Below are 23,262 nucleotides of genomic sequence, written 5' to 3'. Positions count from 1 at the left end.
CCAGATTCCGCCACACCACGGGCCCACCGGTAGGCTAGAAGTGTGACCCCAGAAGAACTCTCCCTCGCCATATCCGCCTGCCTGAAGGACGCTGTAGCGGCCGGTGACATAGCCCTTTCTGCAGCCGACATCCCGGATGAGGTGCGTGTGGAGCGCCCGAAGAACAGGGACCACGGGGACTGGGCCACCAACGTCGCCCTCCAGCTGGCCAAGACGGCGGGCACCAACCCGCGGGAGTTCGCGTCCGTCCTCAGCGCCCGGCTCAAAACGATCGACGGCGTGTCCGCGGTTGACATCGCCGGCCCCGGCTTCCTGAACATCACCGTGGACGCTGCTGCCGCCGGCACCCTGGCCAAGGCGATCGTCGAGGCAGGCGCCGCCTACGGCACCAACACCGCGCTCGCCGGGCACGTGGTCAACATGGAGTTCGTCTCGGCCAACCCCACCGGCCCGCTGCACATCGGCCACACCCGCTGGGCCGCCCTCGGCGACGCGATCGCCCGCGTCCTGCGGGCCTCAGGTGCCGACGTCACGGCCGAATACTACATCAACGACGCCGGCTCCCAGATGAACGTGTTCGCGAACTCCGTGTTCGCCAGGCTGCACGGCCGGGACGTGCCCCAGGGCGGCTACCCGGGCCAGTACATCGCGGACCTCGGCCACGAGGTGCTCACCGAGCACCCGGACATCCGCGAACTCACCGAAGTGGCGGCCCTGCCGGTGATTCGGGGCGCCGCGTACAAGGCGCAGATGCACGACATCAAGCAGACACTGGCCGAGTTTGGCGTCGACTTTGATGTCTACTTCTCGGAGCAGGAGCTCCACGACGCCGGCGCGATCGAAGACGCCGTCGCCCGCCTGCGCGAACAGGGCCACGTCTTCGACGACGGCGGCGCGGTCTGGCTGCGCACCACCGACTTCGGCGACGACAAGGACCGCGTGATGGTCCGCGCAAACGGTGAGCCCACGTACTTCGCCGCCGACGCCGCCTACTACTTGTCCAAGAAGGACCGCGGCTACACCGAGAAGATCTACCTCCTCGGCGCCGACCACCACGGCTACATCAACCGGCTCAAGGCCATCGCGGCCGCCGCAGGCGATGACCCCGAGATCAACATCGAGGTCCTGATCGGCCAGCTGGTTTCCGTCAACGGCGCCAAGCTGTCCAAGCGCGCCGGCAACATCATCGAGCTCAAGGACCTCATCTCCTGGCTCGGCAAGGACGCGGTCCGGTACTCGCTCGCCCGGTTCCCCGCCGATTCGCCGCTGACGCTGGACCCGGACCTGCTGAAGAAGCACAGCAACGAAAACCCGGTGTTCTACGTCCAGTACGCGCACGCCCGCTCCCGCGGTGCCGCCCGCAATGCCGTGGCCGCAGGCGTGGACCGCAGCGTGAACGGCAAAGACAGCTTCAATGCCGCCCTGCTGGACCACCCCACCGAAAACGAGCTGCTCTCGCACCTGGGCAGCTATCCCTCGATCGTGGCGAAGGCCGCCGAGTTGCGCGAGCCCCACCGCGTGGCACGCCACCTCGAAGTCATCGCCGGCGCCTACCACCGCTGGTACGACGCCTGCCGCGTGGCGCCCCAGGGCGAGGAACCCATTACGGACACCAACCGCACCAGGCTGTGGCTCAACGACGCCACCAGCCAGGTGCTGGCCAACGGACTGGAACTGCTGGGCGTCTCGGCGCCGGAACGGATGTAACCGCCATGCCCTCGAAATCAGGACAGCCCGCAAACACAGGACAGCCTGACGCACGCAACACCGGAGGTGCAGGCTCACCGCTCGCGCCGGGCTGGCTCGAGGTCCCCGCCGACCTCAACGCCCTCCACGAACCACTGTGGGCGGGCGGTGTCACGCGGAACGAGGACGGCGAGCTCGCCATCGAGGGGCTGACGGTCAGCGAGCTGCAGCGCCAGTACGGTACGCCGCTGTTCGTGCTGAGCGAGACCGACTTCCGGGCCCGGGCCCGGGCGTTCAGCGACGCATTCAACGATGCCTTCGCCGATATCTGCGGGGGAGTGGACGTCTACTATGCCGGCAAGTCCTTCCTGTGCACGTCCGTGGTCCGTTGGGTCGAGGAAGAGGGGCTGCGCCTGGACACGGCGTCCGGCGGCGAACTCGCCGTGGCCTTCCGCGCCGGCATCCCCGGCGCCGACGTCGCCCTGCACGGGAACAACAAGTCCGACGGCGAAATCCACCGGGCCCTGGACATGCAGCTGGGCCGGATCGTGGTGGACAGCCTCGATGAGCTCGAACGCGTCGCGGCGATCGCCGCCAACCGGGGTGACACCGCCAAGGTCATGCTGCGGCTGACTCCCGGAGTGCACGCCCACACCCACGAATTCATCGCCACCGCCCACGAGGACCAGAAATTCGGCCTCTCCATGGCCGGGGACTCGACTGACCGGGCCGGACTGTCCGCCGCAGAGGAAGCCGTGGCCGCGGCGACCGGGCACGCAAGCATCGAGTTGCTGGGCCTGCACTGCCACATCGGCTCCCAGATCTTCGAACCGGACGGCTTCGCCCTCGCCGCGGAGAGGCTCCTGGACTTCCTGGCAGCGATGCAGTCGAAGTACTCCATCGTGCTGCCCGAACTCGACCTCGGCGGCGGCTACGGCATCGCATACACCCCCGTGGACACCCCTCGCCCGGCCGCCGAAATCGCGCAGGCGATGGCCGCCGTCGTCCGTTCCAAGTGCGCTGCGCTGGGGATTTCCGCCCCCCGGATCTCGATCGAACCGGGCCGTGCGATCGTCGGAAGCACCACCTTCACGCTGTATGAGGTCGGCACGCTCAAGACCGTCCGCGTGGATTCCCCGTCCTCCGGGGCCAGCGTTGGCGCGGCGGCCGGCCAGAATGCCGGCGAGGACGTTACGTACCCCCGCCGGTATGTGTCGGTGGACGGCGGGATGAGCGACAACCCCCGGCCGGTGCTGTACGACGCGGATTATTCGGCAATTCTCGCCTCGCGGAGCTCCGAAGCGGCGCCGCAGCTGTCCCGAGTAGTGGGCAAACATTGCGAGAGCGGCGACATAGTTGTTAGAGATGTATATCTGCCCGAGGACGTGGCAGCCGGTGATCTGCTTGCTGTACCGGGTACCGGCGCCTACTGCTGGGCCCTGTCAAGCAACTACAACTATCTGGCCCGGCCGGGCGTTATCGCTGTCAGCGACGGATCTGCCCGGCTCATTGTCCGCGGGGAAACCGAAGAAGATTTGCTCAACCGCGACATGGGAGTCTCTGAATGACTGAATTGCGAACCCTGAAAGTGGCCCTGCTGGGCTGTGGCAACGTTGGGGCCCAGGTTGCGCGGATTCTCATTGACGACGCCGACGCCCTCGCCGCGCGCACGGGAGCCCGCCTGGAACTGCAGGGCATCGCGGTGCGCAACCTTGATGCCGAGCGCGACGTCGAGCTGCCGAAGGAGCTGTTCACCACTGACGCCGACGTCCTCGTCAAGGACGCCGACGTCGTCATCGAGCTCATGGGCGGGATTGAGCCGGCCCGGACCCTGATCCTGACTGCCATGCGGCACGGTGCCTGTGTTGTCAGCGGCAACAAGGCGCTCCTGGCCCAGGACGGTCCCACGCTGTACGAGGAAGCGGACAAGGCCGGTGTGCAGCTCTCCTATGAGGCAGCCGTGGCCGGCGCCATCCCCATCCTGCGGCCCATCCGTGACAGCCTGTCCGGCGACCGGATCACCCGGGTGCTCGGGATTGTCAACGGCACCACCAACTTCATCCTCGACCAGATGGACTCCACCGGAGCGCAGTTCGCCGATGCGCTGGCCGAGGCCCAGCGCCTGGGCTACGCGGAAGCCGATCCCACGGCCGACATCGAAGGCTACGACGCCGCCGCCAAGGCCGCGATCCTGGCCTCGCTGTCCTTCCACACGCGGTTCGCGCTGGAAGACGTCTCGTGCGAGGGCATCACGTCGGTCACCGCGGCGGACATCGCTGCCGCCAAGGAGGCCGGCTTTGTCATCAAGCTGCTCGCGATTGCCGAGAAACTGGATGACGAGAACGGCAAAACCGGCGTCTCGGTCCGCGTCCACCCCACGCTGCTGCCCCGCGAACACCCCCTCGCCGCCGTCCGCGGCGCGTTCAACGCCGTCTTCATCGAAGCCGAGAACGCCGGCGAGCTCATGTTCTACGGCCAGGGCGCCGGCGGCACCCCGACGGCGTCCGCCGTGCTGGGCGACCTCGTCTCCGCGGCCCGCCGCATTGTCCTGGGCGGTCCCGGCCGGACCGAAACCACCACGGGGTACGTGCCCCCGCTGCCCATCGACGCAGCCGTCACGAGCTACTACATCGGACTCGACGTCGCGGACCAGCCCGGCGTCCTGGCCCGGATCGCGCAGCTCTTCGCGGAGCACGGCGTGTCCATTGAAATCATGCGGCAGACCATCCACCGCGACGCCGACTCCAACGTGGAGTCGGCCGAGCTGCGGATCGTGACACACCGTGCACGCGAAGCCGCACTTGCAGCAACCGTCGAGGCCGTCAGGCGCCTGGACGTCATCAATTCCGTCACATCCGTACTCCGGGTAGAAGGAGTCTAAGTGGCTCACCAATGGCGCGGTGTCATCCGCGAATACGCTGATCGTCTTCCTGTCACGGAAGCCACCAAGGTCATTAGCCTGGGCGAGGGCGGCACCCCGCTCGTGCACGCCCGCCACCTCTCCGAGCTGACAGGCAGCACCGTCTACCTCAAGGTCGAAGGCATGAACCCGACCGGTTCCTTCAAGGACCGCGGCATGACCATGGCCATGACGGCAGCGGTGGCCGCCGGCGCCAAGGCCGTGGTCTGCGCCTCCACGGGCAACACCTCTGCGTCCGCCGCGGCCTACGCGACGGCGGCCGGGCTGCAGTGTGCGGTGCTGGTCCCCGAGGGCAAGATCTCCATGGGCAAGCTCAGCCAGGCAGTCGCGCACGGGGCCACGCTGCTGCAGGTGGACGGCAACTTCGATGACTGCCTCGACATCGCCCGCAAGCTCGGCGAGTCCTACCCGGTCTTCCTGGTCAACTCCGTCAACCCGGCCCGGATCGAAGGCCAGAAGACTGGTGCCTTCGAAGTGGTGGATTCGCTCGGCGACGCCCCCGATTTCCACGTGCTTCCGGTGGGCAACGCCGGCAACATCAGCGCGTACTGGAAGGGCTACAAGGAGTACGCCGCGGCCTTTGAGTCGCCCACTGCCGGGCCGCTGCCTGCCGTTTCCACCAAGACCCCTGTCATGTGGGGCTTCCAGGCCGCAGGGGCGGCGCCCTTCGTGGCCGGCCACCCCATCACCGAGCCCGACACCATTGCCACCGCCATCCGGATCGGCAACCCGGCTTCCTGGGACACCGCCGTGGCGGCCCGGGATGAATCCGGCGGCGTGATCGAGGCCGTCACGGACGAGGAAATCCTGTCCGCGCACCGCTGGCTCTCCGCCCGGGAAGGCGTCTTCGTGGAGCCCGGCTCCGCTGCCGGGGTCGCCGGACTGATCAAGAAGCACGCAGCCGGGGAAGTGCCGGCCGGCAAGACGATCGTGATCACGGTGACCGGTCACGGCCTCAAGGACCCGCAGTGGGCCCTGCGCACCGAGGACGGCAGCGACGTGCAGCCGGTCAAGGTCTCCAACGACGTCCTCACCGTCGCCGCAGCACTGGGACTGGAAGAAAAGTAACGTTGGAAACAACCCTCACCGTCCCGGCTGAATCAGCTGCCGGCTCCCCGGCCGTACCGGCGGGCCAGCTGGTCACCGTGCGCGTGCCGGCCACGAGCGCCAACCTGGGCCCCGGCTACGACAGCCTCGGCCTGGCCCTCACGCTGCATGACACGCTCACCGTGGAAACCCTGGCCAGCGGTGAACTTGAATTCGAGCTCAGTGGCGAGGGCGCCGAGTCCCTGCCCCGCGATGCGACGCACCTCGTGGTCAAAGCCCTCACCGAGGCACTGCACCGCCTCGGATTCCGGCACGAAGGCCTGCGAATCACGGCGGACAACGTCAACCCGCACGGGCGGGGCCTGGGTTCCTCGGCGTCGGCCGTGGTGGCAGCCGTCAGCGCCGCGAATGCCCTGGTTCCGGAGGCCTCCCGGCGGGGCCGGGACTGGATCCTGCAGCTCACAAGCGAAATGGAAGGCCACCCGGACAACGTGGCACCCGCCATTTTCGGCGGACTGGCGCTGTCATGGCAGGACAGTGACCAGTACAGCAGCACGTGCGCGTCCGTGGCCGTCTCGGTGATTCCCGTTGTCGCCGTGCCGGACTACGAGCTTTCCACCGAGGCCGCCCGGGCACTCTTGCCGGCGTCGGTGGGCCACCATGCCGCGGCCATGAACTCCGGCCGCGCCGCCCTGCTGATCCATGCCCTGACCGCCAACCCGGAGTTCCTGCTGCCCGGCACCGAGGACTACCTGCACCAGAGCTACCGCGCCCAGGCCATGCGGCCCAGCGCGGAGCTGATTAGCGCGCTGCGCCGGGCAGGGCACGCCGCCGTCGTATCCGGCGCCGGACCCACCGTGCTGGTCCTGGCCAACGGGGAAGCGGAAGCCCGTGAGGTGGTGGACTTCATCGGCGCCCACACCGCGGGCAAYACGCCGGAAGTGGGCTGGCGTGTGATGAAGCTGGCCGTGGACGTCGAAGGTGCTAAAGTGGAAGTGCACCGGCGGTAAATACGCAGGCGGTAAATTTGTAACCGTTGTAAGACCGCGATGTTGGCCACGTAGCCTCTCTCATCTTTCACTGCGCAATATTTTCCGGTGCCACCTGCTTTCGGTCTGACGCAGGAATCAGCAGAATTGTTCTGCCCCCTGAAACTCAGCCCGCCGTTCCTCATTTCTCGGATCGTGCATGGTGAAGCAGTATCCGGCCCTGCTGGCCGAAGTCCATCCGGCAAGGCCGAAATCCCGGCTGCAGATCTGAACTGCAGCCCAGATCAAATCACCGCGTCCAGCTCTTAGCCTGGACGCCGTCGAGGGGGAAGGATCCTTCGTGACCGAAACCACTGAGCTGTCTCCGGCTGTGGATACATCTTCTGCTGCCGAATCAACGGCAGCACCCGCCAAGAGCAGCGGCCTTGCAGGCCTCAAGCTCGCCCAACTCCAGGCCCTCGCCAGCCAGCTGGGCATCTCCGGCGGTTCCCGCATGCGCAAGGGCGATCTGGTTACGGCCATTTCCGCTCACCGCGCAGGCACGCCGGTAAGCAAGGCTCCGGCCCGCGCTGCCGAAAAGGCGAGTGACAACGGCACCGTTGCCCACGCAGCCGCCCCGGTAGCTGCGCCCGCCACGGCGCCAGCCGCCGAGGAGGCCCCGGCCCAGGAAAGCCCCCGCGCCCGCCGCGGCCGCAGCCGCCGTGCAGGCAGCGACGGAGTCGTCACCGCGCCCGCCGCTGAGGCACCCGCCGCTGCCCCGGTAGAAGCCCCCGCGGTTTCCGCCGACTCCGGCACCGCCGTTTCCGGGACGGAATCCGGCGACCGCACGAGGCAGCCGCGCACCCGCAACCGCCGCCGCGGCGAAGCCGCAGCCCAGGCCACCGAGGCCGGTGGCCAGAACGCCGTCGAGGCCCAGGCCGAACAGCCCGCCGCCGAGCAGCGTGAACAGCGCACAGAACAGCGCACTGAACAGCGCGCTGAACAGCGCGAACAGCGCACAGAACAGCGCACTGACCAGCGCGAACAGCGCGAGCCGGCCAGCGAAGACGGCCAGCGCCGCGACACCCGCACCCGTGGCGGCCGCGACGAAACCGCCGGCAGCCGCGACAACACCCGCGACAGCGATGATATCGACGGCGGAAGCCGCCGGAACCGCCGCAACCGTCGTGACCGCAACGACCGCGGTGACCGCCAGGGCGGCCAGCAGGACAGCCGCGACAACTCCTCGCGCAACGACCGCTTCCGCGACCGCAACGACCGCCGCCGCGGACGTCAGCAGGGACCGGATGTCGACGACGTCGAGGTCACCGAGGACGATGTCCTCCTGCCGGTCGCCGGTATCCTCGACGTGCTGGAGAACTACGCGTTCATCCGCACCTCCGGTTACCTGCCGGGCCCGAACGACGTCTACGTCTCGCTCGCCCAGGTCAAGAAGTACAACCTGCGCAAGGGCGACGCCTGTGTCGGTGCCATCCGTGCACCCCGCGAAGGTGAGGACCGCAGCCAGCAGTCCGCCCGCCAGAAGTTCAACGCCCTGGTCCGCGTCACCTCGGTGAACGGCAAGACGCCGGAAGAACTCAAGGACCGCGTCGAATTCGCGAAGCTCGTCCCGCTGTACCCCTCCGAGCGCCTGCGCCTCGAGACGGACCCGAAGAAGATCGGCCCCCGCGTCATCGACCTCGTGGCCCCGATCGGCAAGGGCCAGCGCGGCCTGATCGTTTCGCCGCCGAAGGCCGGCAAGACGCTCATCCTGCAGTCCATCGCCAACGCCATCACCACCAACAATCCTGAGGTCCACCTCATGATGGTGCTTGTTGACGAACGTCCCGAAGAAGTCACGGACATGCAGCGCACCGTCAAGGGCGAGGTCATTGCCTCCACCTTCGACCGTCCCGCCGACGACCACACGACCGTGGCCGAGCTCTCCATCGAACGCGCCAAGCGCCTCGTGGAAATGGGTATGGACGTTGTGGTGCTCCTGGACTCCATGACCCGCCTGGGCCGTGCCTACAACCTGGCAGCCCCGGCTTCAGGCCGCATCCTGTCCGGTGGTGTGGACTCCGCCGCGCTGTACCCGCCGAAGCGCTTCTTCGGTGCAGCCCGCAACATCGAAAACGGCGGCTCGCTGACCATCCTGGCCACCGCGCTCGTCGAGACCGGCTCCAAGATGGACGAGGTCATCTTCGAAGAGTTCAAGGGCACCGGCAACATGGAACTGCGCCTGTCCCGCCAGCTCGCGGACAAGCGCATCTTCCCGGCCGTGGACGTCAACGCGTCCGGTACCCGCCGTGAGGAAAACCTGCTTTCCCCCGAGGAAGTCAAGATCATGTGGAAGCTGCGCCGCGTCCTGTCCGGACTCGAAACGCAGCAGAGCCTTGAGCTGCTGACCAACAAGATCCGGGAGACCCAGAGCAACGTCGAGTTCCTCATGCAGGTGCAGAAGACGACGCTTGGTGCGAAGTCCGATAACGACAAGTAGCTAAGTAGGGGCGGGGAGCGGATTCCTCGCGTGGTTCGCCGCGCGGGTTTTCCGCCCCCGCCCCTTCGCGTGGAGGCTCGATCCTGACGGATCGGCGCCTCCACGCTCCGGCAGGCCCGATGCCACTCCCGGGGCGGAAAACCCGCGCGGCGAATGCATCGCTACGCCAGCAGGCCCGAAAGGGAGATGACGAGGGCCCCGACCTGAGCTTGCGAAGGTTGGGAGTCATCGATCGCACTCCCGGGGCGGCAGAAAACCGAACGGCTTCGCTGTTTGCACACCTTCTCTATCGCGTTACTAGACTTGAGAGAGTCGAAAGAGGTTTGAAAATGTTTGAGTCCGTACAGGGCCTGCTGGATGAGCACGACTCCATCCAGGCCCAGCTGGGGGATCCTGCTGTCTACGCCGACCAGCGGCTGGCCCGCAAGTTGGGGCGGCGTTCTGCCCAGCTGAACGGCATTGTGGAGGCTTACCACCGCTGGGAAGCCATCAGCGACGACCTGGCGGCTGCCAAGGAAATGGCGGACGAGGACCCCGAGTTCGCGGCCGAGGTACCCGAGCTGGAGGCTGCGCTGGAGACGGCGGCGGCCAAGCTGCGCCGGCTGCTGATCCCGCGCGACCCTGACGATGCCCGCAACGTGATCCTCGAGGTCAAGGGCGGCGAAGGCGGCGACGAGGCTGCGCTGTTCGCCGCGGACCTCCTGCGGATGTACAGCCGTTATGCGGAATCCCGCGGCTGGAAGACTGAGATCATCTCCGCCACCGAATCGGACCTTGGCGGCTACAAGGACGTCCAGATGGCCGTCAAGGGCAACTCGAACGATCCGGCCGAGGGCGTGTACGCCCGCCTCAAGTTCGAGGGCGGCGTGCACCGGGTGCAGCGTGTCCCCGTCACCGAATCCCAGGGCCGCATCCACACTTCGGCCGCCGGCGTGCTGGTGCTGCCCGAAGTGGACGAGCCCGAGGAACTCGAGATTAACCAGAACGATCTCAAGATCGACGTCTACCGCTCCTCAGGTCCCGGCGGGCAGTCGGTCAACACCACCGACTCCGCTGTGCGCATCACCCACCTTCCCACCGGAATCGTCGTCGCCATGCAGAACGAGAAGTCGCAGCTGCAGAACCGTGAGGCCGGCATGCGCGTGCTGCGTGCCCGCATCCTGGCACACCAGCAGGAGCTGATCGACGCCGAAAACTCGGCGCAGCGCAAGTCGCAGATCCGCACCATGGACCGCTCCGAGCGCATCCGCACCTACAACTACCCGGAAAACCGGATCGCGGACCACCGCACCGGTTACAAAGCCTACAACCTGGACCAGGTCATGAACGGCGACCTGGAACCGGTGATCCAGTCGGCCATCGAACTGGACGAGCAGTCCCGGCTCGACGCAATCGGCGAATAGGCGCGGGTCACTCGTGATGACAGCAGGCGATGGTCCGAGCCTCGCGGAGGCCGTCAGCGAGGCGACGGCGGTTCTCGCGGCGGCCGGCGTGCCCAGCCCGCGCGTGGACGCCGAGCTCCTGGCCGAGCACCTGCTCGGCGTCGGGCTCGGCCGGCTGCGCGCGTTGATGCTCGGCGACTCGCCGGCGCCGGAGGGCTATGCCGACCTCGTGGCCGAGCGGGCGCAGCGGATCCCGCTGCAGCACATCACCGGCGTGGCGCACTTCCGCTACCTCGAACTCGCCGTCGGCCCCGGCGTGTTCATCCCGCGGCCGGAAACTGAATCCGTGGTGCAGCTGGTGCTGGACTGGCTCAAGGACAGGGACGGGTTGGTGCACCCGAAAGTGGTGGACTTGGGCACCGGATCCGGCGCGATCGCAGGATCGATCGCATACGAGGTTCCCGGCGCGGAAGTGCACGCGGTGGAGTACAGCGAATTCGCACACGCCTGGGCAGCGAAAAACCTGGCTTCCCTGGGCGTCCACCTCGTCCGCGGCGATCTGCGCGACGCACTGGGCGAACATAATGGCACCTTCGACGTCGTCGTCTCCAACCCGCCCTACATTCCGGCCGAAGCGATCCCGAACGAACCTGAAGTGGCGCTGCACGACCCGCCCGAGGCGCTCTACGGCGGGGGAGCGGACGGGATGGAACTTCCGACGGCGGCGGCTGCTTCGGCTGCCCGGCTGCTTGTCCCCGGCGGCTACTTCGTGATGGAGCACGCCGAAGTCCAGTCGGAATGGATCGCCGCGATGCTCAACCGCACCGGGGTGTTCTCCGAGGTGAGCACGCACCGCGATCTCAACGGCAAGGACCGTGCCACCAGCGCCGTCCTGACACCGTCAGTCCTGACATAGTCAAAGCAGACGGCGTCAGAGCAGACACTGCCAGACCTGACGCCCCAAAAATTTCGTGTCACAAGTGATGAAAGAATAGGCCAGTGACGACTAGCTACGATTGCACGGCAGCTGAGCAGCGCGCCGCGGGACTTGAACACGCCCAACGGGCCATCCGGGAGAACAAGTGCGTGGTTTTCCCCACGGACACGGTCTACGGCATTGCCGCCGACGCCTTTTCACCCCTTGCCGTGACCCTGCTGCTCGCGTCCAAGGGCCGGAGCCGGAAGATGCCGCCGCCCGTGCTGATCCCCAGGCTGAACGCCCTCGATGGCCTCGCCACGGACGTTCCGGCCGAGGCGCGTCGGCTGGCCGAGACGTTCTGGCCCGGCGGCCTGACCCTGATCCTGCACGCCCAGCCGTCACTGGACTGGGACCTTGGCGAGACCAAGGGGACTGTCGCCCTGCGGATCCCGGCCGACGAGATCGCCCAGGACCTGCTGACGCTCACCGGGCCCCTTGCTGTGTCCTCCGCGAACCGCACCGGGCACGCAGCGGCGCAGACCGCCGCGGACGCCGAGGCCCAGCTGGCGGAGTCCGTGGAGGTCTACCTTGAGGGCGGACCCCGGCCCGCCGAGGGTGCCGAGGCCCTCGCCTCGACCATTGTGGACGCGACGGCCGTGCCGTTGCGCGTAGTTCGACAGGGTGCCATCAGCCTCGAACGCCTCCGCGGTGTGGTTCCCGGGCTGCTCGACGTCGACGGCAACGCCCCCGATGCCGTGGACGCTGCTGACGTTGCTCCGGATAACGACGCTGCGCCCGAGGGCGACGCCGCGCCCAAGGGTGATGCTGTGCCCGGGTCCGCTGCGCCGGAGCCCGCCGCGCCTGAGCCCGGTTCCGCATGACGCTTCAGCGCCAGCACGTCCCGTTCCTCGACGTCGAAGCGACCCCCGTGACGGTGTCCGAGCTGACCGCGGTCCTCAGCACCTTCGTGGCCGACGGCCGTACCCGGATCGTGGTGGGGCACAACCTGCACAGCGTGACGCTGCTGCACTCCGATCCGGCGTTCCGGTCTTTCTACGACCGCAGCGACGTGGTGCTGATCGATGGCGCGCCGGTGCTCTGGCTCTGGGCCAAGACCGGCGAAGAGGACGACGGCAGGGAACCGGTGATGGATTACCGGCTGGGGTCGACCGATTGGATTCCGGCGCTGGGAAATGTCGCGGGCTTGGAGCGCATCGCGGTCATCGGCGCAGGCGCCGTGGCCAACGCCGGCGCCGTGGCAAAGCTGCGCGAGATCGTCCCCGGGGCCAGAGTCGACGGCATGCCCGGCGAAGGCTGGAACAAGGATGTTGAGGAAACAGCGGTCGAATGGCTTAACGGGCTGCGCCCGCAGCTTGTGCTCCTGGGCCTTGGGATGCCGCTGCAGGAACAGGTCCTGGCCCGCCGGCTTGCCGCGCTCCCGCCGGCCATCTACTGCGCCGTCGGCGGCGCAATCGAGCAGATTGCCGGGGTGCAGAAGCTGGCACCGCGCTGGATCGGCCGGCTCGGGCTCGAGTGGGCCTGGCGGCTTATGCTCCACCCGCAGCGGGTGGCCTACCGGGTGTTCGGCGAGCCCTGGGTGCTGCTGGGGCTGCTGCTGCGCCGACGCCTGCGCCGGCAGCCCTAGGGGCAGCACCCCTAGCGCCTGCGGCGCGGCGGGCTAGAACTTCTGGTCCTCCAGCGGACCGAAGCCCTTCCCGCGGAGCCCGGCGGAAAAGGCGCGGAACCAGTCCGCGAGCCCGCGGAAGTCGCCGCTGCGCAGGAAGTAGCCGAGGTAGCCGCCCACATCCGCGATGAATGACTTGACCCGGAAGTGCCGGCGGATCATGTAGCCGCGGTTCCGGTAGTAGAAGTAGCGCTTGAAGGCCGAATCCGGAACGATCACATGCCACCGCGCACCGAAGACGTGCTTGGTTTCGGCGAACGCGTGCGGGTGCGTGATGGCGGCAGTGGTGACGGTGCCGAAACGGATCCCGGCCTTCCTGAGCCTCAGCGTGAAGTCCACCTCGTCGCCGCGGATGAACAGGCGCATGTCCGGCAGGCCGACTTTGAAGAAGACATCGGAACGGATCAGGGCGCCGTTAAAGAAGTGTCCGTCGTCGGGCAGGAACCCGACCTTTTCCACCTCCGCACGCTCATGCGTGACCTTGCCGTTGAGCCGGAAGAAAAAGGACAGCTGGTCGGGGTGGCCGGGGGCCACCACGAGCGGGACCACGGCGTCCAGGCCGCGTTCCTGCGCCTCGCGCAGCAGCGTGGCAAGGCATTCGGGGTCTGCCGGTTCGGCGTCGTCGTCCATCATCCAGATCCAGTCAGCCCCGCTGGCCACGGCCTTGAGGATGGCCAGCGAGAACCCGCCGGCACCTCCAAGGTTCGCCTCGGACCGGACATAGTCCACGTTGGCGTGCTGCTCGGCAACTTCCTTCGAGGGCACGCTGCCGCTGTCGACGAGGCAAACGGACCGCACCGGGGCGGTTTGGTTGTTGATGGCGTCCATCAGGACCGCCAGCTCCCTGGGACGGTCAAACGTCACGGCAGCGACTGCAACCGAGGGGGTCATCGCGGGGTCCTTTCATCACGACCGTCAGTGGTTTTCCCGCCGGCGGAGGGCCGTGTGACGCGAAGACAGGTGGCCGTTGGCATTAGTATCTTGACTAGAGTCCACTGTAATACAGCCCTGTCAGGCACTACGCACTGCCTGCCCTGCGCACGGCGACGGAGAAGTTTCATTTTTCGAAAGACAGTTCCACGGCAATTGAATCCACCCCATTTCCGCAACTCACTGGTGCGTCCGCTGCTGCGGAACGTGCCGGCGTGGGTTGCCTGCGCTGACGGTACTGACGGTACCGGGTTGGTGGTCTTCCCGTGATCATGTACCTGCTCATGATGCTGACGGCAGCGATCGTGAGCTACACGGCGACTTGGGGTGCCCGTCTGGTGGGCAACAAGCTCGAGTTGTATTCCCCGATCCGCAGCCGCGACATGCATTCCACCCCGATCTCCCGGCTCGGCGGCCTGGGCATCTTCGCGGGGGTCCTGGTGGCCTTGGTCATGGCGAGCAATTCGTTCTTCGTCAAGGACATCTTCCGGAACAACACGGCACCGTGGGGAATCCTGGCTGGGGCCGCCGTGATCGTGCTGGTTGGCATGGCGGACGACCTGCTGGATCTTCGGTGGTGGGTCAAACTGATCGGCCAAAGCGCCGCCGCGCTGGTCGTGGCCATCTGGGGAGTCCGGATGACGGTCATCCCGTTCATCCCGGAGCCGTTCGTGATTGAGAACGAAGCCGTGAGCATCGTGCTGACCGCCGGGCTGATCGTGACCACGATGAACGCTTTCAACTTCATCGATGGCCTGGACGGCCTCGCCGCAGGCGTGGCGATTATCGGGGGAGCGGCGTTCTTCCTCACGGCCTACTGGGTCCACCGCACGGCCGTCCTGCTCGACCGCTCGGACCTGGCCACACTCCTGACCGCCGTGGTGGTCGGCAGCTGCGTCGGCTTCCTGCCGCACAACTGGTTTCCCTCGAAGATCTTCATGGGCGATTCCGGGGCCATGCTGATCGGCCTGCTGATGGCCTCGGCCGGCGTCGTCTCCACCGGCCAGATCAGCTCCGGCCTCTACGACCGGGCCAATGGTATCCCCACCGTCATCCCCATCCTGTTGCCGTTCGCAGTACTGTTCCTGCCGCTGCTGGACCTGGGCCTGGCGGTTGTGCGGCGAACCGCACTGGGCCGTTCGCCGTGGTCTGCGGACCGCGGACACCTGCACCACAAACTCCTGGACATCGGATACTCGCACCGCGGCGCCGTCGTGCTGATGTACTTGTGGACCTGCATTCTTGCCTTCGGCGGGCTCGCCTTCGCGATTTTCCCCTGGCACATAGTCCTCGCCGTCGATCTGGCCGCCGCGGCGATCATGGCCGTGGTGACTGCCTGGCCGTACCTGCGCCAGCGGGGACCGCGGCAGATGGCCCGCACTCCCGAGTAGCCCGGCATGCAGGAGGATCCTGCTCTGACGCGCTTTACCGAATAATTTCTATCTAATGTAGAATTCAGTGGCGGTGCTTCGCCGCCCACCTTGACCAGCCTCACGCCAGCGACGATTGGGATCTCATGACCTCCAACGCCGAACCGGGACCCGCTTCCGGCAACGGACCCGTTGGCGTCTCTGGCCCCACAAAATCCCTGTGGCTCAGACTGCTGGCCATGAGCTCCGCAGTCTCCGCCGCCGCCCTGGTGCTGACCGGCATCGCCGCATTCATCTTCAACGGCGCCCTGGGGTTCTGGTCCGCCCTCTTCGGGGGAGCGCTGGTGATGGCGTTCTTCGCCATCAGCCTGGCGGTGGGCCACTTTGTCGGCCGCAACAACCCCTCCGGAGCGATCGGACTGTTCGTCGCGACGTACTTCGTCAAGGTTGTCGGCTTTGCCGTGGTCCTCTTCGTCATCGGGGCTCCGGCCTGGCTGCACGGCCGCTGGTTCCTGATCGGCGCCGTCGTGACCGTGGTGCTTTGGCAGGCTGCCGAAATTTACGGTTTCAGCAAGGCGAGGCTCCAGATTTACAACGACCCCGAAACCCGAAAAGACGGCACCGATGTTTAGCCGCAAAGCCGGACGCATACCAAATAACAAGTCAGTCAAAACACCTAAAACTACAGCCGGTGCCCCCGGTGTATCGACGGATGGCAGCGACGGCGGATACAACGCCGGGATCGCCGTCTTCAGCTACATTGTTGGCGGAATCATCGTCTGGAGTTTGATAGGGTGGGGACTGGATAATCTGTGGGGAACCCGCTGGATTGTGCTCGCAGGCGCTCTGCTTGGAGCTGCGGGAGGGTTCTATCTTTCTCATATGCACGGCCTCACCAGTAACAGAACTTCAGCTGGTGACGGCAATGCTGCACGTGGCCCGTCCCAGGACGAGGAACAGTAATGCCAAATAATTTTACAGGGGGAGAGGCGGGCACCAATGTCGCCGGTCCCCGCCCAACGCCCAATGATGGACACTGCAGAGAGGAAACGCGTTGATCGCGCTTGCGCTCCCGGCCCAAGATTCAGGAACCTTCACGCCTCCTGGAATTGAAGAACTTCACCTGCCGGCTATCATCCCCTGGGGTGCGGCCGAAGGATTTTCCAAGCAGATGCTGCTGGTAATCCTGTCGGTTGTCATTATCGCTACATTCTTTGTGATCGCTGCGCGGAAGCAGCAGCTCGTTCCCGGCAAGCTGCAGTTCGCAGGCGAGGCCGCCTATAGCTTCGTCCGCAACGGCATCGCCAAGGACATCATCGGCGGCCGGGACTTCATGAAGTATGTCCCGCTGCTGTTCAGCCTGTTCTTCTTCATCCTCGTGAACAACATCTACGGTGCAATCCCGCTGATCCAGCTTCCGACCTTCTCGCACGTCGGCGGAGCCTACGTGATGGCAGCGATCGTGTATGTCACCTGGATCGGCATCGGCATCAAGCGGAACGGCCTGAAGTACTTCAAGCTCGCGACAGTTCCTTCCGGTGTGCCGTTCTACATCCTCCCGATCGTCGTCCCGATCGAGATCATCTCCAACTTCCTGGTCCGCCCGGTCACGCACAGCCTCCGTCTGTTCGCCACCATGCTGGCCGGCCACTTGATCGTGATGATCTCCGGTGCGGGCATCGAATTCCTCGTGATGCAGGAAAGCGTTCTCCTCAAGGGCGCGTCCGTACTCGTCCTTGGCGGCGCCATCGCCATGTACATGCTCGAAGCACTGATCATGGTGCTGCAGGCCTACGTGTTCACGCTGCTGACCGCGATTTACATCGAGGGCGCGCTCCACGCCGACAGCCACTAGGCACAACGCCAAAAGGCGCTGCGCCAGGGGCACAACGCCAAAGGCACAACATAGTCTTCCCCTCTAGGGGATGAAGCAAACCAAACAACCTGCCACATGGGTGGCATCTTGAAAGGAACAAAAAATGGAAGGCTCCATCAACGGCTCCCTCAACCTCGTCGGCTACGGCCTCTCCGCCATCGGCGGTGGTATCGGTGTGGGTCTCGTGTTCGCTGCCTACATCAACGGCGTGGCACGTCAGCCGGAAGCCCAGCGCGTCCTGCAGCCGATCGCATTCCTCGGCCTTGCGCTGACTGAAGCCCTCGCCATCCTTGGCCTGGTCTTCGCGTTCGTTCTCAAGTAAACAGAACAACCGAAAATCCAGAACCGAGTAGATAAGGACGGGTGAAATATGAATCAAGCGATCATCTCAGCCGCCACCGAAGGCGGTACTAACCCCCTCGTTCCCAATCCTTGGGAGATGCTTGTCGTCTTCGCCGGCTTTGCTCTCCTCATGTTCATCGTGGTCAAGTACGTTGTCCCGATGTTCGAGAAGACCTTTGCAGAGCGGGCCGAGGCCATTGAGGGCGGCATCGCCAAGGCCGAAAAGGCCCAGGCCGAAGCCTCCGCAGCACTCGAAGAGTACAAGCAGCAGCTCACGGAAGCCCGCACCGAAGCCAACCGCATCCGCGAGGAAGCACGCGCCGAAGGCGCCCAGATCCTTGCAGAGCTGAAGGAGAAGGCGGCTGCCGAGTCTGCCCGCATCACCGCGCAGGCCCACACACAGATCGAATCCGAGCGTCAGGCGGCCGTTGTGTCGCTCCGCGCGGAGGTCGGCACGCTGGCCACGACGCTGGCGAGCCGCATTGTCGGCGAGGCTCTGAGCGACGATGCACGGTCGGCCCGAGTGGTGGACCGCTTCCTGGCAGATCTGGAGAACCAGAACGCGGGTGTAGCTAAGTAATGGCAGGTGTATCGAGCGAATCGCTGGCAGCTGCGCTGGCGGCCCTGGAGGCCAAGCTTCCCACCGCGTCGCTGCAGTTGGCAAAGGAACTCTTCGGAATCCTGGGAACGGTGGACAGCTCGGCCGGCTTGCGCCGCGCCTTGACTGACCCGTCCCGCAGCGGTGACGAAAAGTCGGCGCTGGTCAAGCAGCTCTTCAGCGGGAAAGTATCCGCTGACGCTGTTGAAATCGCGGCCGGACTGGCCAGCTCCCGCTGGGCATCGGCACGGGATATCGGCGATGCACTCGAGACTCTTGCCGCTTCGGTGGTCATCGCTGTTGCCGAGAACAAGTCGGCCGTCTCTGCCTCCGGGCTCACCGGACTTGAATCGCTGGAGAACGATCTGTTCTCCTTCAACCAGGCCGTTGAGTCCAGCCACGAGGTCCAGCGTGCTCTGTCCGAGCCGCAGGCCAGCCCGGCCGCCAAGGTGACCCTCGCCGAGAAGCTCGTACCTGGTGCGAGCGAGGAAGCGAAAGTCCTGATCGGACAGGCCGTCACGGCTCCGCGCGGGCTCAAGGTCACCAGGCTGGTTCGCCGTTTCGCCGAGCTTGCCGCCAAGCGCCAGCAGCGCTGGATTGCAACGGTCAACGTCACCCGTCCGCTGTCGGAGACACAGACCAGCCGTCTGCAGACCGGGCTGAACGCCCTTTACGGGCGCGAGCTCAAGATCAACATGAACGTTGACCCGGCACTGATCGGTGGCATCCGGATCCAGGTAGGTGACGAAGTGGTTGACGCTTCGGTCGCCGGCCGCCTGGGCCAGCTCCAGCGTCAGCTTGCTTAGCTAAGCCGGACAAGCACAAACCTAACGACAAGAAACCCCGGTCATCGTGAGCAACGATGATCACGAAAACAGGAGAGCAGGGACTGCAGATGGCCGAATTGACCATCAACGCCGACGACGTCCGTAATGCGTTGAACGAGTTCGCGGCGTCCTACGAACCCGGAAACGCAGAGCGCGTAGAGGTCGGCCGTGTAACAACCGCAGGTGACGGCATCTGTCGTGTTGAGGGCCTTCCCTCGGTCATGGCGAACGAGCTGCTTCGCTTCGAAGACGGCACCCTGGGCCTGGCCCAGAACCTCGACGTCCGCGAGATCGGCGTCATCATCCTCGGTGACTTCACCGGAATCGAAGAAGGCCAGGAAGTCCACCGCACCGGACAGGTTCTGTCCGTGCCGGTTGGCGACGCCTTCCTCGGCCGCGTGGTTGACCCGCTGGGCCAGCCCATCGATGACCTCGGCGAGATCAAGGCCGAGACCACCCGTGCCCTGGAACTCCAGGCACCCGGCGTGACCCAGCGTAAGTCGGTTCACGAGCCGATGCAGACCGGACTCAAGGCTATCGACGCCATGATCCCGATCGGCCGCGGCCAGCGTCAGCTGATCATCGGTGACCGCCAGACCGGCAAGTCCGCCATTGCCATCGACACGATCATCAACCAGAAGGCCAACTGGGCTTCCGGCGATGTCACCAAGCAGGTGCGCTGCATCTATGTAGCCATCGGCCAGAAGGCATCCACGATCGCGGCTGTCCGCCAGACCCTGGAAGACAACGGCGCACTGGAATACACCACGATCGTGGCTTCCCCCGCGTCCGACCCCGCAGGCTTCAAGTACCTGGCACCGTACGCCGGCTCGGCTATCGGCCAGCACTGGATGTACGGCGGCAAGCACGTCCTCATCGTGTTCGATGACCTGTCGAAGCAGGCCGAGGCCTACCGTGCAGTGTCACTGCTGCTCCGCCGCCCGCCGGGACGCGAAGCCTACCCGGGCGACGTCTTCTACTTGCACTCCCGCCTGCTGGAGCGTTGTGCCAAGCTCTCCGACGAGCTCGGTGCAGGCTCGATGACCGGCCTGCCGCTGATCGAGACCAAGGCGAACGACGTGTCCGCCTACATCCCGACCAACGTCATCTCCATCACCGATGGCCAGATCTTCCTGCAGTCGGACCTCTTCAACGCCAACCAGCGCCCCGCTGTGGACGTCGGTGTGTCCGTCTCCCGTGTTGGTGGCGCCGCCCAGGTCAAGTCCATGAAGAAGGTCTCCGGTACCTTGAAGCTGGAACTGGCCCAGTACCGCGACATGCAGGCCTTCGCCATGTTTGCCTCGGACCTCGACGCCGCATCGCGCCAGCAGCTGACCCGTGGTGCACGCCTGATGGAACTGCTCAAGCAGGGCCAGTACTCGCCGTTCCCGATCGAGAACCAGGTTGTCTCCATCTGGGCCGGCACCAACGGCCACCTCGACGAGGTTCCGGTTGAAGACATCAACCGCTTCGAGACCGAGTTCCTGGAGCACCTCAAGCACAAGTCCTCCATCCTGACGACGCTGGYCCAGACCAACGTCATGGACGATGACACCGCTGAAGCGCTGAAGACCGCAATCGTGGACTTCAAGAAGGGCTTCTTCGGCGAGGGAGACAACCTCCTGGTCGGTGCGGGGCACGAGGAGCACGCCCCCATCGGCGAGGATCAGGTCGACCAGGAAAAAATCGTCAAGCAGAAGCGCTAGTTTCGCTGGCAGGGACTGCCGGGACCCGCACGGGTTTCGGCAGTCCCGGCCATCGGGATCTTAGGAAAGGATAAGTATGGGAGCCCAGATCCGGGTCTACCGCCAGAAGATCAGCTCGACGACGTCGATGCGCAAGATCTTCAAGGCGATGGAACTGATCGCTACCTCGCGCATCGGCAAGGCCCGCGCACGCGTAGCAGCTTCACTGCCTTACGCGAACGCGATCACGCGTGCCGTTTCTGCTGTCGCAAGCCAGAGCGAAATCGACCACCCCCTGGTCACCGAGCCGGCGCAGATCCGCCGGGCCGCCGTCCTGGTTATCACCTCGGACCGTGGCCTCGCGGGGTCTTACTCGGCGAGCATCCTCAAGCAGGCCGAAGGCCTCAATGAGCTGCTCCACGCGGAAGGTAAGGAAGTCAAGACGTTCCTGGTCGGCCGCAAGGCGCAGGCGTACTTCGACTTCCGGAACCGTGAATACGCTCGCGTATGGACCGGCAACACGGATGCACCGGAGTTTGCGACCGCGCGGGAAGTCAGCGAAGCATTGCTGGCTGATTTCGCTACCGCCTACGAAGAGGGCGGCGTCGACGAAATCCACGTCGTTTACACCCGCTTCAAGTCGATGGTGACCCAGGAGCCGACGGTCGTTCGTCTGCTGCCGCTCGAGGTCGTCGAAGAGAAAGCCGCGTCCGAATCGGACCTGCTTCCCCTCTACGAATTCGAGCCGGAAACGGAGCAGGTCCTCGATGCCCTGCTGCCGCGCTACATCGAATCACGTATCTTCGCCGCCATGTTGCAGGCAGCAGCTTCCGAGCTCGCAGCCCGCCAGCGCGCGATGAAGTCCGCCGGCGACAACGCGACGGATCTCATCAAGAAGTACACGCGTCTGCGCAACACTGCCCGCCAGGCTGAAATTACGCAGGAGCTTTCCGAAATCGTTGCCGGTGCCGACGCGTTGTCCGCGTCCTAGCCAGCACGAGCCCGGATCCAGCTGTACCTGCACCAAAGAATAAACTTAACCCCACGCCATCTACTGAGTGAAGTGAGAGAGATGACTGCCACTGCTACCGATCACGTAGCCGCAACGTCCGGTGCTACCGGTCGTATTGCACGTGTTATTGGCCCGGTTGTCGACGTCGAATTCCCGGCTGACGCAATCCCCTCGATTTACAACGCACTCACCACCGAGATCACTCTCAACGGTGAGACCCGAACCGTCACGTTCGAGGTTGCCCTGCACCTGGGCGACAACCTCATCCGTGCTATCTCCCTCCAGGCCACCGACGGACTTGTCCGCGGTACCAACGTTGTAGACACCGGCGGCCCGATCACCGTGCCCGTGGGCGACGGCGTCAAGGGTCACATCTTCAACGTGCTGGGCAAGCCGCTGGACGTCGACGAGTCCGAGATCCAGGCTTCCGACTACTGGCCGATCCACCGCAAGGCTCCCGCCTTCGCGACCCTGGAAGGCTCCACCGAGATGCTGGAGACCGGCATCAAGGTGATCGACCTCCTCACCCCGTACATCAAGGGTGGCAAGATCGGTCTGTTCGGTGGTGCCGGCGTCGGCAAGACCGTGCTGATCCAGGAAATGATCACCCGTGTTGCCCGCAACTTCGGTGGCACCTCGGTGTTCGCCGGTGTCGGCGAGCGTACCCGTGAAGGTAACGACCTCTGGGTCGAAATGGAAGAGGCCGGCGTCCTGAAGGACACCGCCCTTGTATTCGGCCAGATGGATGAGCCGCCGGGAACGCGTCTGCGCGTGGCACTGTCCGCCCTGACCATGGCGGAGTACTTCCGCGATGTGCAGAACCAGGACGTGCTGCTCTTCATCGACAACATCTTCCGCTTCACCCAGGCAGGCTCCGAGGTTTCCACCCTCCTCGGCCGCATGCCGTCGGCTGTGGGCTACCAGCCCAACCTGGCTGACGAGATGGGTCTCCTCCAGGAGCGCATCACGTCCACCAAGGGCCACTCCATCACCTCGATGCAGGCCATCTACGTTCCCGCAGATGACTACACCGACCCGGCTCCGGCCACGACCTTCGCACACCTCGACGCGACCACGGAACTTTCCCGTGAAATCGCCTCCCGTGGTCTGTACCCGGCCGTTGACCCGCTGACGTCGACCTCCCGCATCCTGGATCCGCAGTACATCGGACAGGCCCACTACAACACGGCCGTCCGCGTCAAGCAGATCCTGCAGAAGAACAAGGAACTTCAGGACATCATCGCCATCCTCGGCGTTGACGAACTCTCTGAAGAAGACAAGATCGTCGTGTCGCGTGCACGCCGCATCCAGCAGTTCCTCTCGCAGAACACCTACACCGCCAAGCAGTTCACCGGCGTCGAGGGCTCCACAGTATCCATCAAGGACACTGTTGAAGGCTTCACCGCGATCTGCGACGGCGAACTTGACCACGTTGCAGAGCAGGCGTTCTTCAACGTCGGCGGCCTGGACGACGTCGAGCGCCAGTGGGCCAAGATCCAGGAACAGACCAAGTAAT

The 23,262-nt window shown here is 65.4% G+C and carries 21 protein-coding genes; 20 read left to right on the top strand and 1 reads right to left on the bottom strand.

Annotation, left to right across the window (positions count from 1 at the left end):
- The first annotated feature begins 42 nt into the window (after nucleotides 1-42).
- The 10 genes from argS (at nucleotide 43) to AC1DR1_RS03895 (ending at nucleotide 13,067) form a co-directional block, all read left to right on the top strand.
- Nucleotides 43-1,707: an arginine--tRNA ligase gene (gene argS / locus AC1DR1_RS03940; protein ID WP_476992207.1), complete on the top strand. Its 1,665-nt coding sequence runs from the start codon at nucleotides 43-45 to the stop codon at nucleotides 1,705-1,707.
- A 5-nt stretch (nucleotides 1,708-1,712) separates the two neighbouring features.
- Nucleotides 1,713-3,254 (top strand): diaminopimelate decarboxylase, encoded by a 1,542-nt coding sequence (gene lysA / locus AC1DR1_RS03935; RefSeq protein ID WP_476992206.1) that lies wholly within the window; start codon nucleotides 1,713-1,715, stop codon nucleotides 3,252-3,254.
- The gene (locus AC1DR1_RS03930; protein WP_476992205.1) at nucleotides 3,251-4,567 is read left to right on the top strand and encodes a homoserine dehydrogenase; all 1,317 of its coding nucleotides are present in this window, start codon (nucleotides 3,251-3,253) and stop codon (nucleotides 4,565-4,567) included. The genes lysA and AC1DR1_RS03930 overlap by 4 nt, the downstream gene beginning before the upstream one ends.
- Nucleotides 4,568-5,674, top strand: a complete 1,107-nt coding sequence (gene thrC, locus AC1DR1_RS03925; protein WP_476992204.1) for a threonine synthase — start codon at nucleotides 4,568-4,570, stop codon at nucleotides 5,672-5,674.
- Between the two features lie 2 nt (nucleotides 5,675-5,676).
- The gene (thrB, locus tag AC1DR1_RS03920; RefSeq protein ID WP_476992203.1) at nucleotides 5,677-6,663 is read left to right on the top strand and encodes a homoserine kinase; all 987 of its coding nucleotides are present in this window, start codon (nucleotides 5,677-5,679) and stop codon (nucleotides 6,661-6,663) included.
- 319 nt (nucleotides 6,664-6,982) lie between these two features.
- A complete protein-coding gene (gene rho / locus AC1DR1_RS03915) occupies nucleotides 6,983-9,121 on the top strand; it encodes a transcription termination factor Rho (protein ID WP_476992202.1) in 2,139 nt (712 codons plus the stop codon).
- 329 nt (nucleotides 9,122-9,450) lie between these two features.
- On the top strand, nucleotides 9,451-10,524 hold the full coding sequence (prfA, locus tag AC1DR1_RS03910; protein WP_277523060.1) for a peptide chain release factor 1: 1,074 nt from the start codon (nucleotides 9,451-9,453) through the stop codon (nucleotides 10,522-10,524).
- Between the two features lie 16 nt (nucleotides 10,525-10,540).
- Nucleotides 10,541-11,419: a peptide chain release factor N(5)-glutamine methyltransferase gene (gene prmC, locus AC1DR1_RS03905; protein WP_476966725.1), complete on the top strand. Its 879-nt coding sequence runs from the start codon at nucleotides 10,541-10,543 to the stop codon at nucleotides 11,417-11,419.
- Nucleotides 11,420-11,502: 83 nt separating this feature from the next.
- Complete coding sequence (locus tag AC1DR1_RS03900) at nucleotides 11,503-12,303, top strand: L-threonylcarbamoyladenylate synthase (RefSeq protein WP_476992201.1); 801 nt, start codon at nucleotides 11,503-11,505, stop codon at nucleotides 12,301-12,303.
- Nucleotides 12,300-13,067 carry a WecB/TagA/CpsF family glycosyltransferase gene (locus AC1DR1_RS03895; protein WP_476992200.1) on the top strand — a complete coding sequence of 256 codons (768 nt, stop codon included), beginning with the start codon at nucleotides 12,300-12,302 and terminating at the stop codon, nucleotides 13,065-13,067. Before AC1DR1_RS03900 ends, AC1DR1_RS03895 begins: the two co-directional genes overlap by 4 nt.
- Before the next feature lie 33 nt (nucleotides 13,068-13,100).
- Here the strand turns inward: AC1DR1_RS03895 and AC1DR1_RS03890 are convergent, their stop codons facing one another.
- Nucleotides 13,101-13,997 (bottom strand): glycosyltransferase, encoded by an 897-nt coding sequence (locus AC1DR1_RS03890; protein ID WP_476992199.1) that lies wholly within the window; start codon nucleotides 13,995-13,997, stop codon nucleotides 13,101-13,103.
- Nucleotides 13,998-14,302: 305 nt separating this feature from the next.
- On the opposite strand from AC1DR1_RS03890, the gene AC1DR1_RS03885 reads away from it, so the two are divergent.
- The 10 genes from AC1DR1_RS03885 to atpD all read left to right on the top strand — a co-directional run bounded on the left by AC1DR1_RS03885 (nucleotide 14,303) and on the right by atpD (nucleotide 23,261).
- Nucleotides 14,303-15,427: an MraY family glycosyltransferase gene (locus tag AC1DR1_RS03885; RefSeq protein ID WP_229995278.1), complete on the top strand. Its 1,125-nt coding sequence runs from the start codon at nucleotides 14,303-14,305 to the stop codon at nucleotides 15,425-15,427.
- Nucleotides 15,428-15,552: 125 nt separating this feature from the next.
- Nucleotides 15,553-16,038: a Cg1360 family ATP-synthase-associated protein gene (locus tag AC1DR1_RS03880; protein ID WP_229995279.1), complete on the top strand. Its 486-nt coding sequence runs from the start codon at nucleotides 15,553-15,555 to the stop codon at nucleotides 16,036-16,038.
- On the top strand, nucleotides 16,031-16,369 hold the full coding sequence (locus AC1DR1_RS03875; RefSeq protein WP_229995280.1) for a hypothetical protein: 339 nt from the start codon (nucleotides 16,031-16,033) through the stop codon (nucleotides 16,367-16,369). The genes AC1DR1_RS03880 and AC1DR1_RS03875 overlap by 8 nt, the downstream gene beginning before the upstream one ends.
- A gap of 91 nt (nucleotides 16,370-16,460) precedes the next feature.
- Nucleotides 16,461-17,261, top strand: coding sequence for a F0F1 ATP synthase subunit A (atpB, locus tag AC1DR1_RS03870; RefSeq protein WP_229995281.1), 801 nt, complete (start codon nucleotides 16,461-16,463; stop codon nucleotides 17,259-17,261).
- Between the two features lie 124 nt (nucleotides 17,262-17,385).
- Nucleotides 17,386-17,604, top strand: coding sequence for an ATP synthase F0 subunit C (gene atpE / locus AC1DR1_RS03865; RefSeq protein WP_028276067.1), 219 nt, complete (start codon nucleotides 17,386-17,388; stop codon nucleotides 17,602-17,604).
- Nucleotides 17,605-17,652: 48 nt separating this feature from the next.
- Entirely contained in the window at nucleotides 17,653-18,204 is a 552-nt protein-coding gene (locus AC1DR1_RS03860) for a F0F1 ATP synthase subunit B (protein WP_028276066.1), read from the top strand.
- Complete coding sequence (locus AC1DR1_RS03855; protein WP_229995282.1) at nucleotides 18,204-19,028, top strand: F0F1 ATP synthase subunit delta; 825 nt, start codon at nucleotides 18,204-18,206, stop codon at nucleotides 19,026-19,028. Before AC1DR1_RS03860 ends, AC1DR1_RS03855 begins: the two co-directional genes overlap by 1 nt.
- A gap of 89 nt (nucleotides 19,029-19,117) precedes the next feature.
- Nucleotides 19,118-20,755, top strand: coding sequence for a F0F1 ATP synthase subunit alpha (atpA, locus tag AC1DR1_RS03850; protein WP_476992247.1), 1,638 nt, complete (start codon nucleotides 19,118-19,120; stop codon nucleotides 20,753-20,755).
- Nucleotides 20,756-20,831: 76 nt separating this feature from the next.
- Nucleotides 20,832-21,725: a F0F1 ATP synthase subunit gamma gene (locus tag AC1DR1_RS03845; protein WP_229995283.1), complete on the top strand. Its 894-nt coding sequence runs from the start codon at nucleotides 20,832-20,834 to the stop codon at nucleotides 21,723-21,725.
- An 81-nt stretch (nucleotides 21,726-21,806) separates the two neighbouring features.
- Complete coding sequence (gene atpD, locus AC1DR1_RS03840; protein ID WP_090581405.1) at nucleotides 21,807-23,261, top strand: F0F1 ATP synthase subunit beta; 1,455 nt, start codon at nucleotides 21,807-21,809, stop codon at nucleotides 23,259-23,261.
- Nucleotide 23,262 lies beyond the last annotated feature (1 nt).

It is taken from the genome of Arthrobacter sp. P4_F10 (genome assembly GCF_056401435.1).
This window is presented reverse-complemented; position numbering and strand designations above follow the sequence as displayed.

Bases quoted from the DNA above. Each gene is read 5' to 3' on its own strand.
- lysA (WP_476992206.1), top strand. From the start codon at position 1,713: ATGCCCTCGAAATCAGGACAGCCCGCAAACACAGGACAGCCTGACGCA.
- AC1DR1_RS03930 (WP_476992205.1), top strand. From the start codon at position 3,251: ATGACTGAATTGCGAACCCTGAAAGTGGCCCTGCTGGGCTGTGGCAAC.
- prfA (WP_277523060.1), top strand. From the start codon at position 9,451: ATGTTTGAGTCCGTACAGGGCCTGCTGGATGAGCACGACTCCATCCAG.
- prmC (WP_476966725.1), top strand. From the start codon at position 10,541: ATGACAGCAGGCGATGGTCCGAGCCTCGCGGAGGCCGTCAGCGAGGCG.
- AC1DR1_RS03895 (WP_476992200.1), top strand. From the start codon at position 12,300: ATGACGCTTCAGCGCCAGCACGTCCCGTTCCTCGACGTCGAAGCGACC.
- AC1DR1_RS03890 (WP_476992199.1), bottom strand. From the start codon at position 13,997: ATGACCCCCTCGGTTGCAGTCGCTGCCGTGACGTTTGACCGTCCCAGG.
- AC1DR1_RS03880 (WP_229995279.1), top strand. From the start codon at position 15,553: ATGACCTCCAACGCCGAACCGGGACCCGCTTCCGGCAACGGACCCGTT.
- AC1DR1_RS03875 (WP_229995280.1), top strand. From the start codon at position 16,031: ATGTTTAGCCGCAAAGCCGGACGCATACCAAATAACAAGTCAGTCAAA.
- atpE (WP_028276067.1), top strand. From the start codon at position 17,386: ATGGAAGGCTCCATCAACGGCTCCCTCAACCTCGTCGGCTACGGCCTC.
- AC1DR1_RS03860 (WP_028276066.1), top strand. From the start codon at position 17,653: ATGAATCAAGCGATCATCTCAGCCGCCACCGAAGGCGGTACTAACCCC.
- AC1DR1_RS03855 (WP_229995282.1), top strand. From the start codon at position 18,204: ATGGCAGGTGTATCGAGCGAATCGCTGGCAGCTGCGCTGGCGGCCCTG.
- AC1DR1_RS03845 (WP_229995283.1), top strand. From the start codon at position 20,832: ATGGGAGCCCAGATCCGGGTCTACCGCCAGAAGATCAGCTCGACGACG.
- atpD (WP_090581405.1), top strand. From the start codon at position 21,807: ATGACTGCCACTGCTACCGATCACGTAGCCGCAACGTCCGGTGCTACC.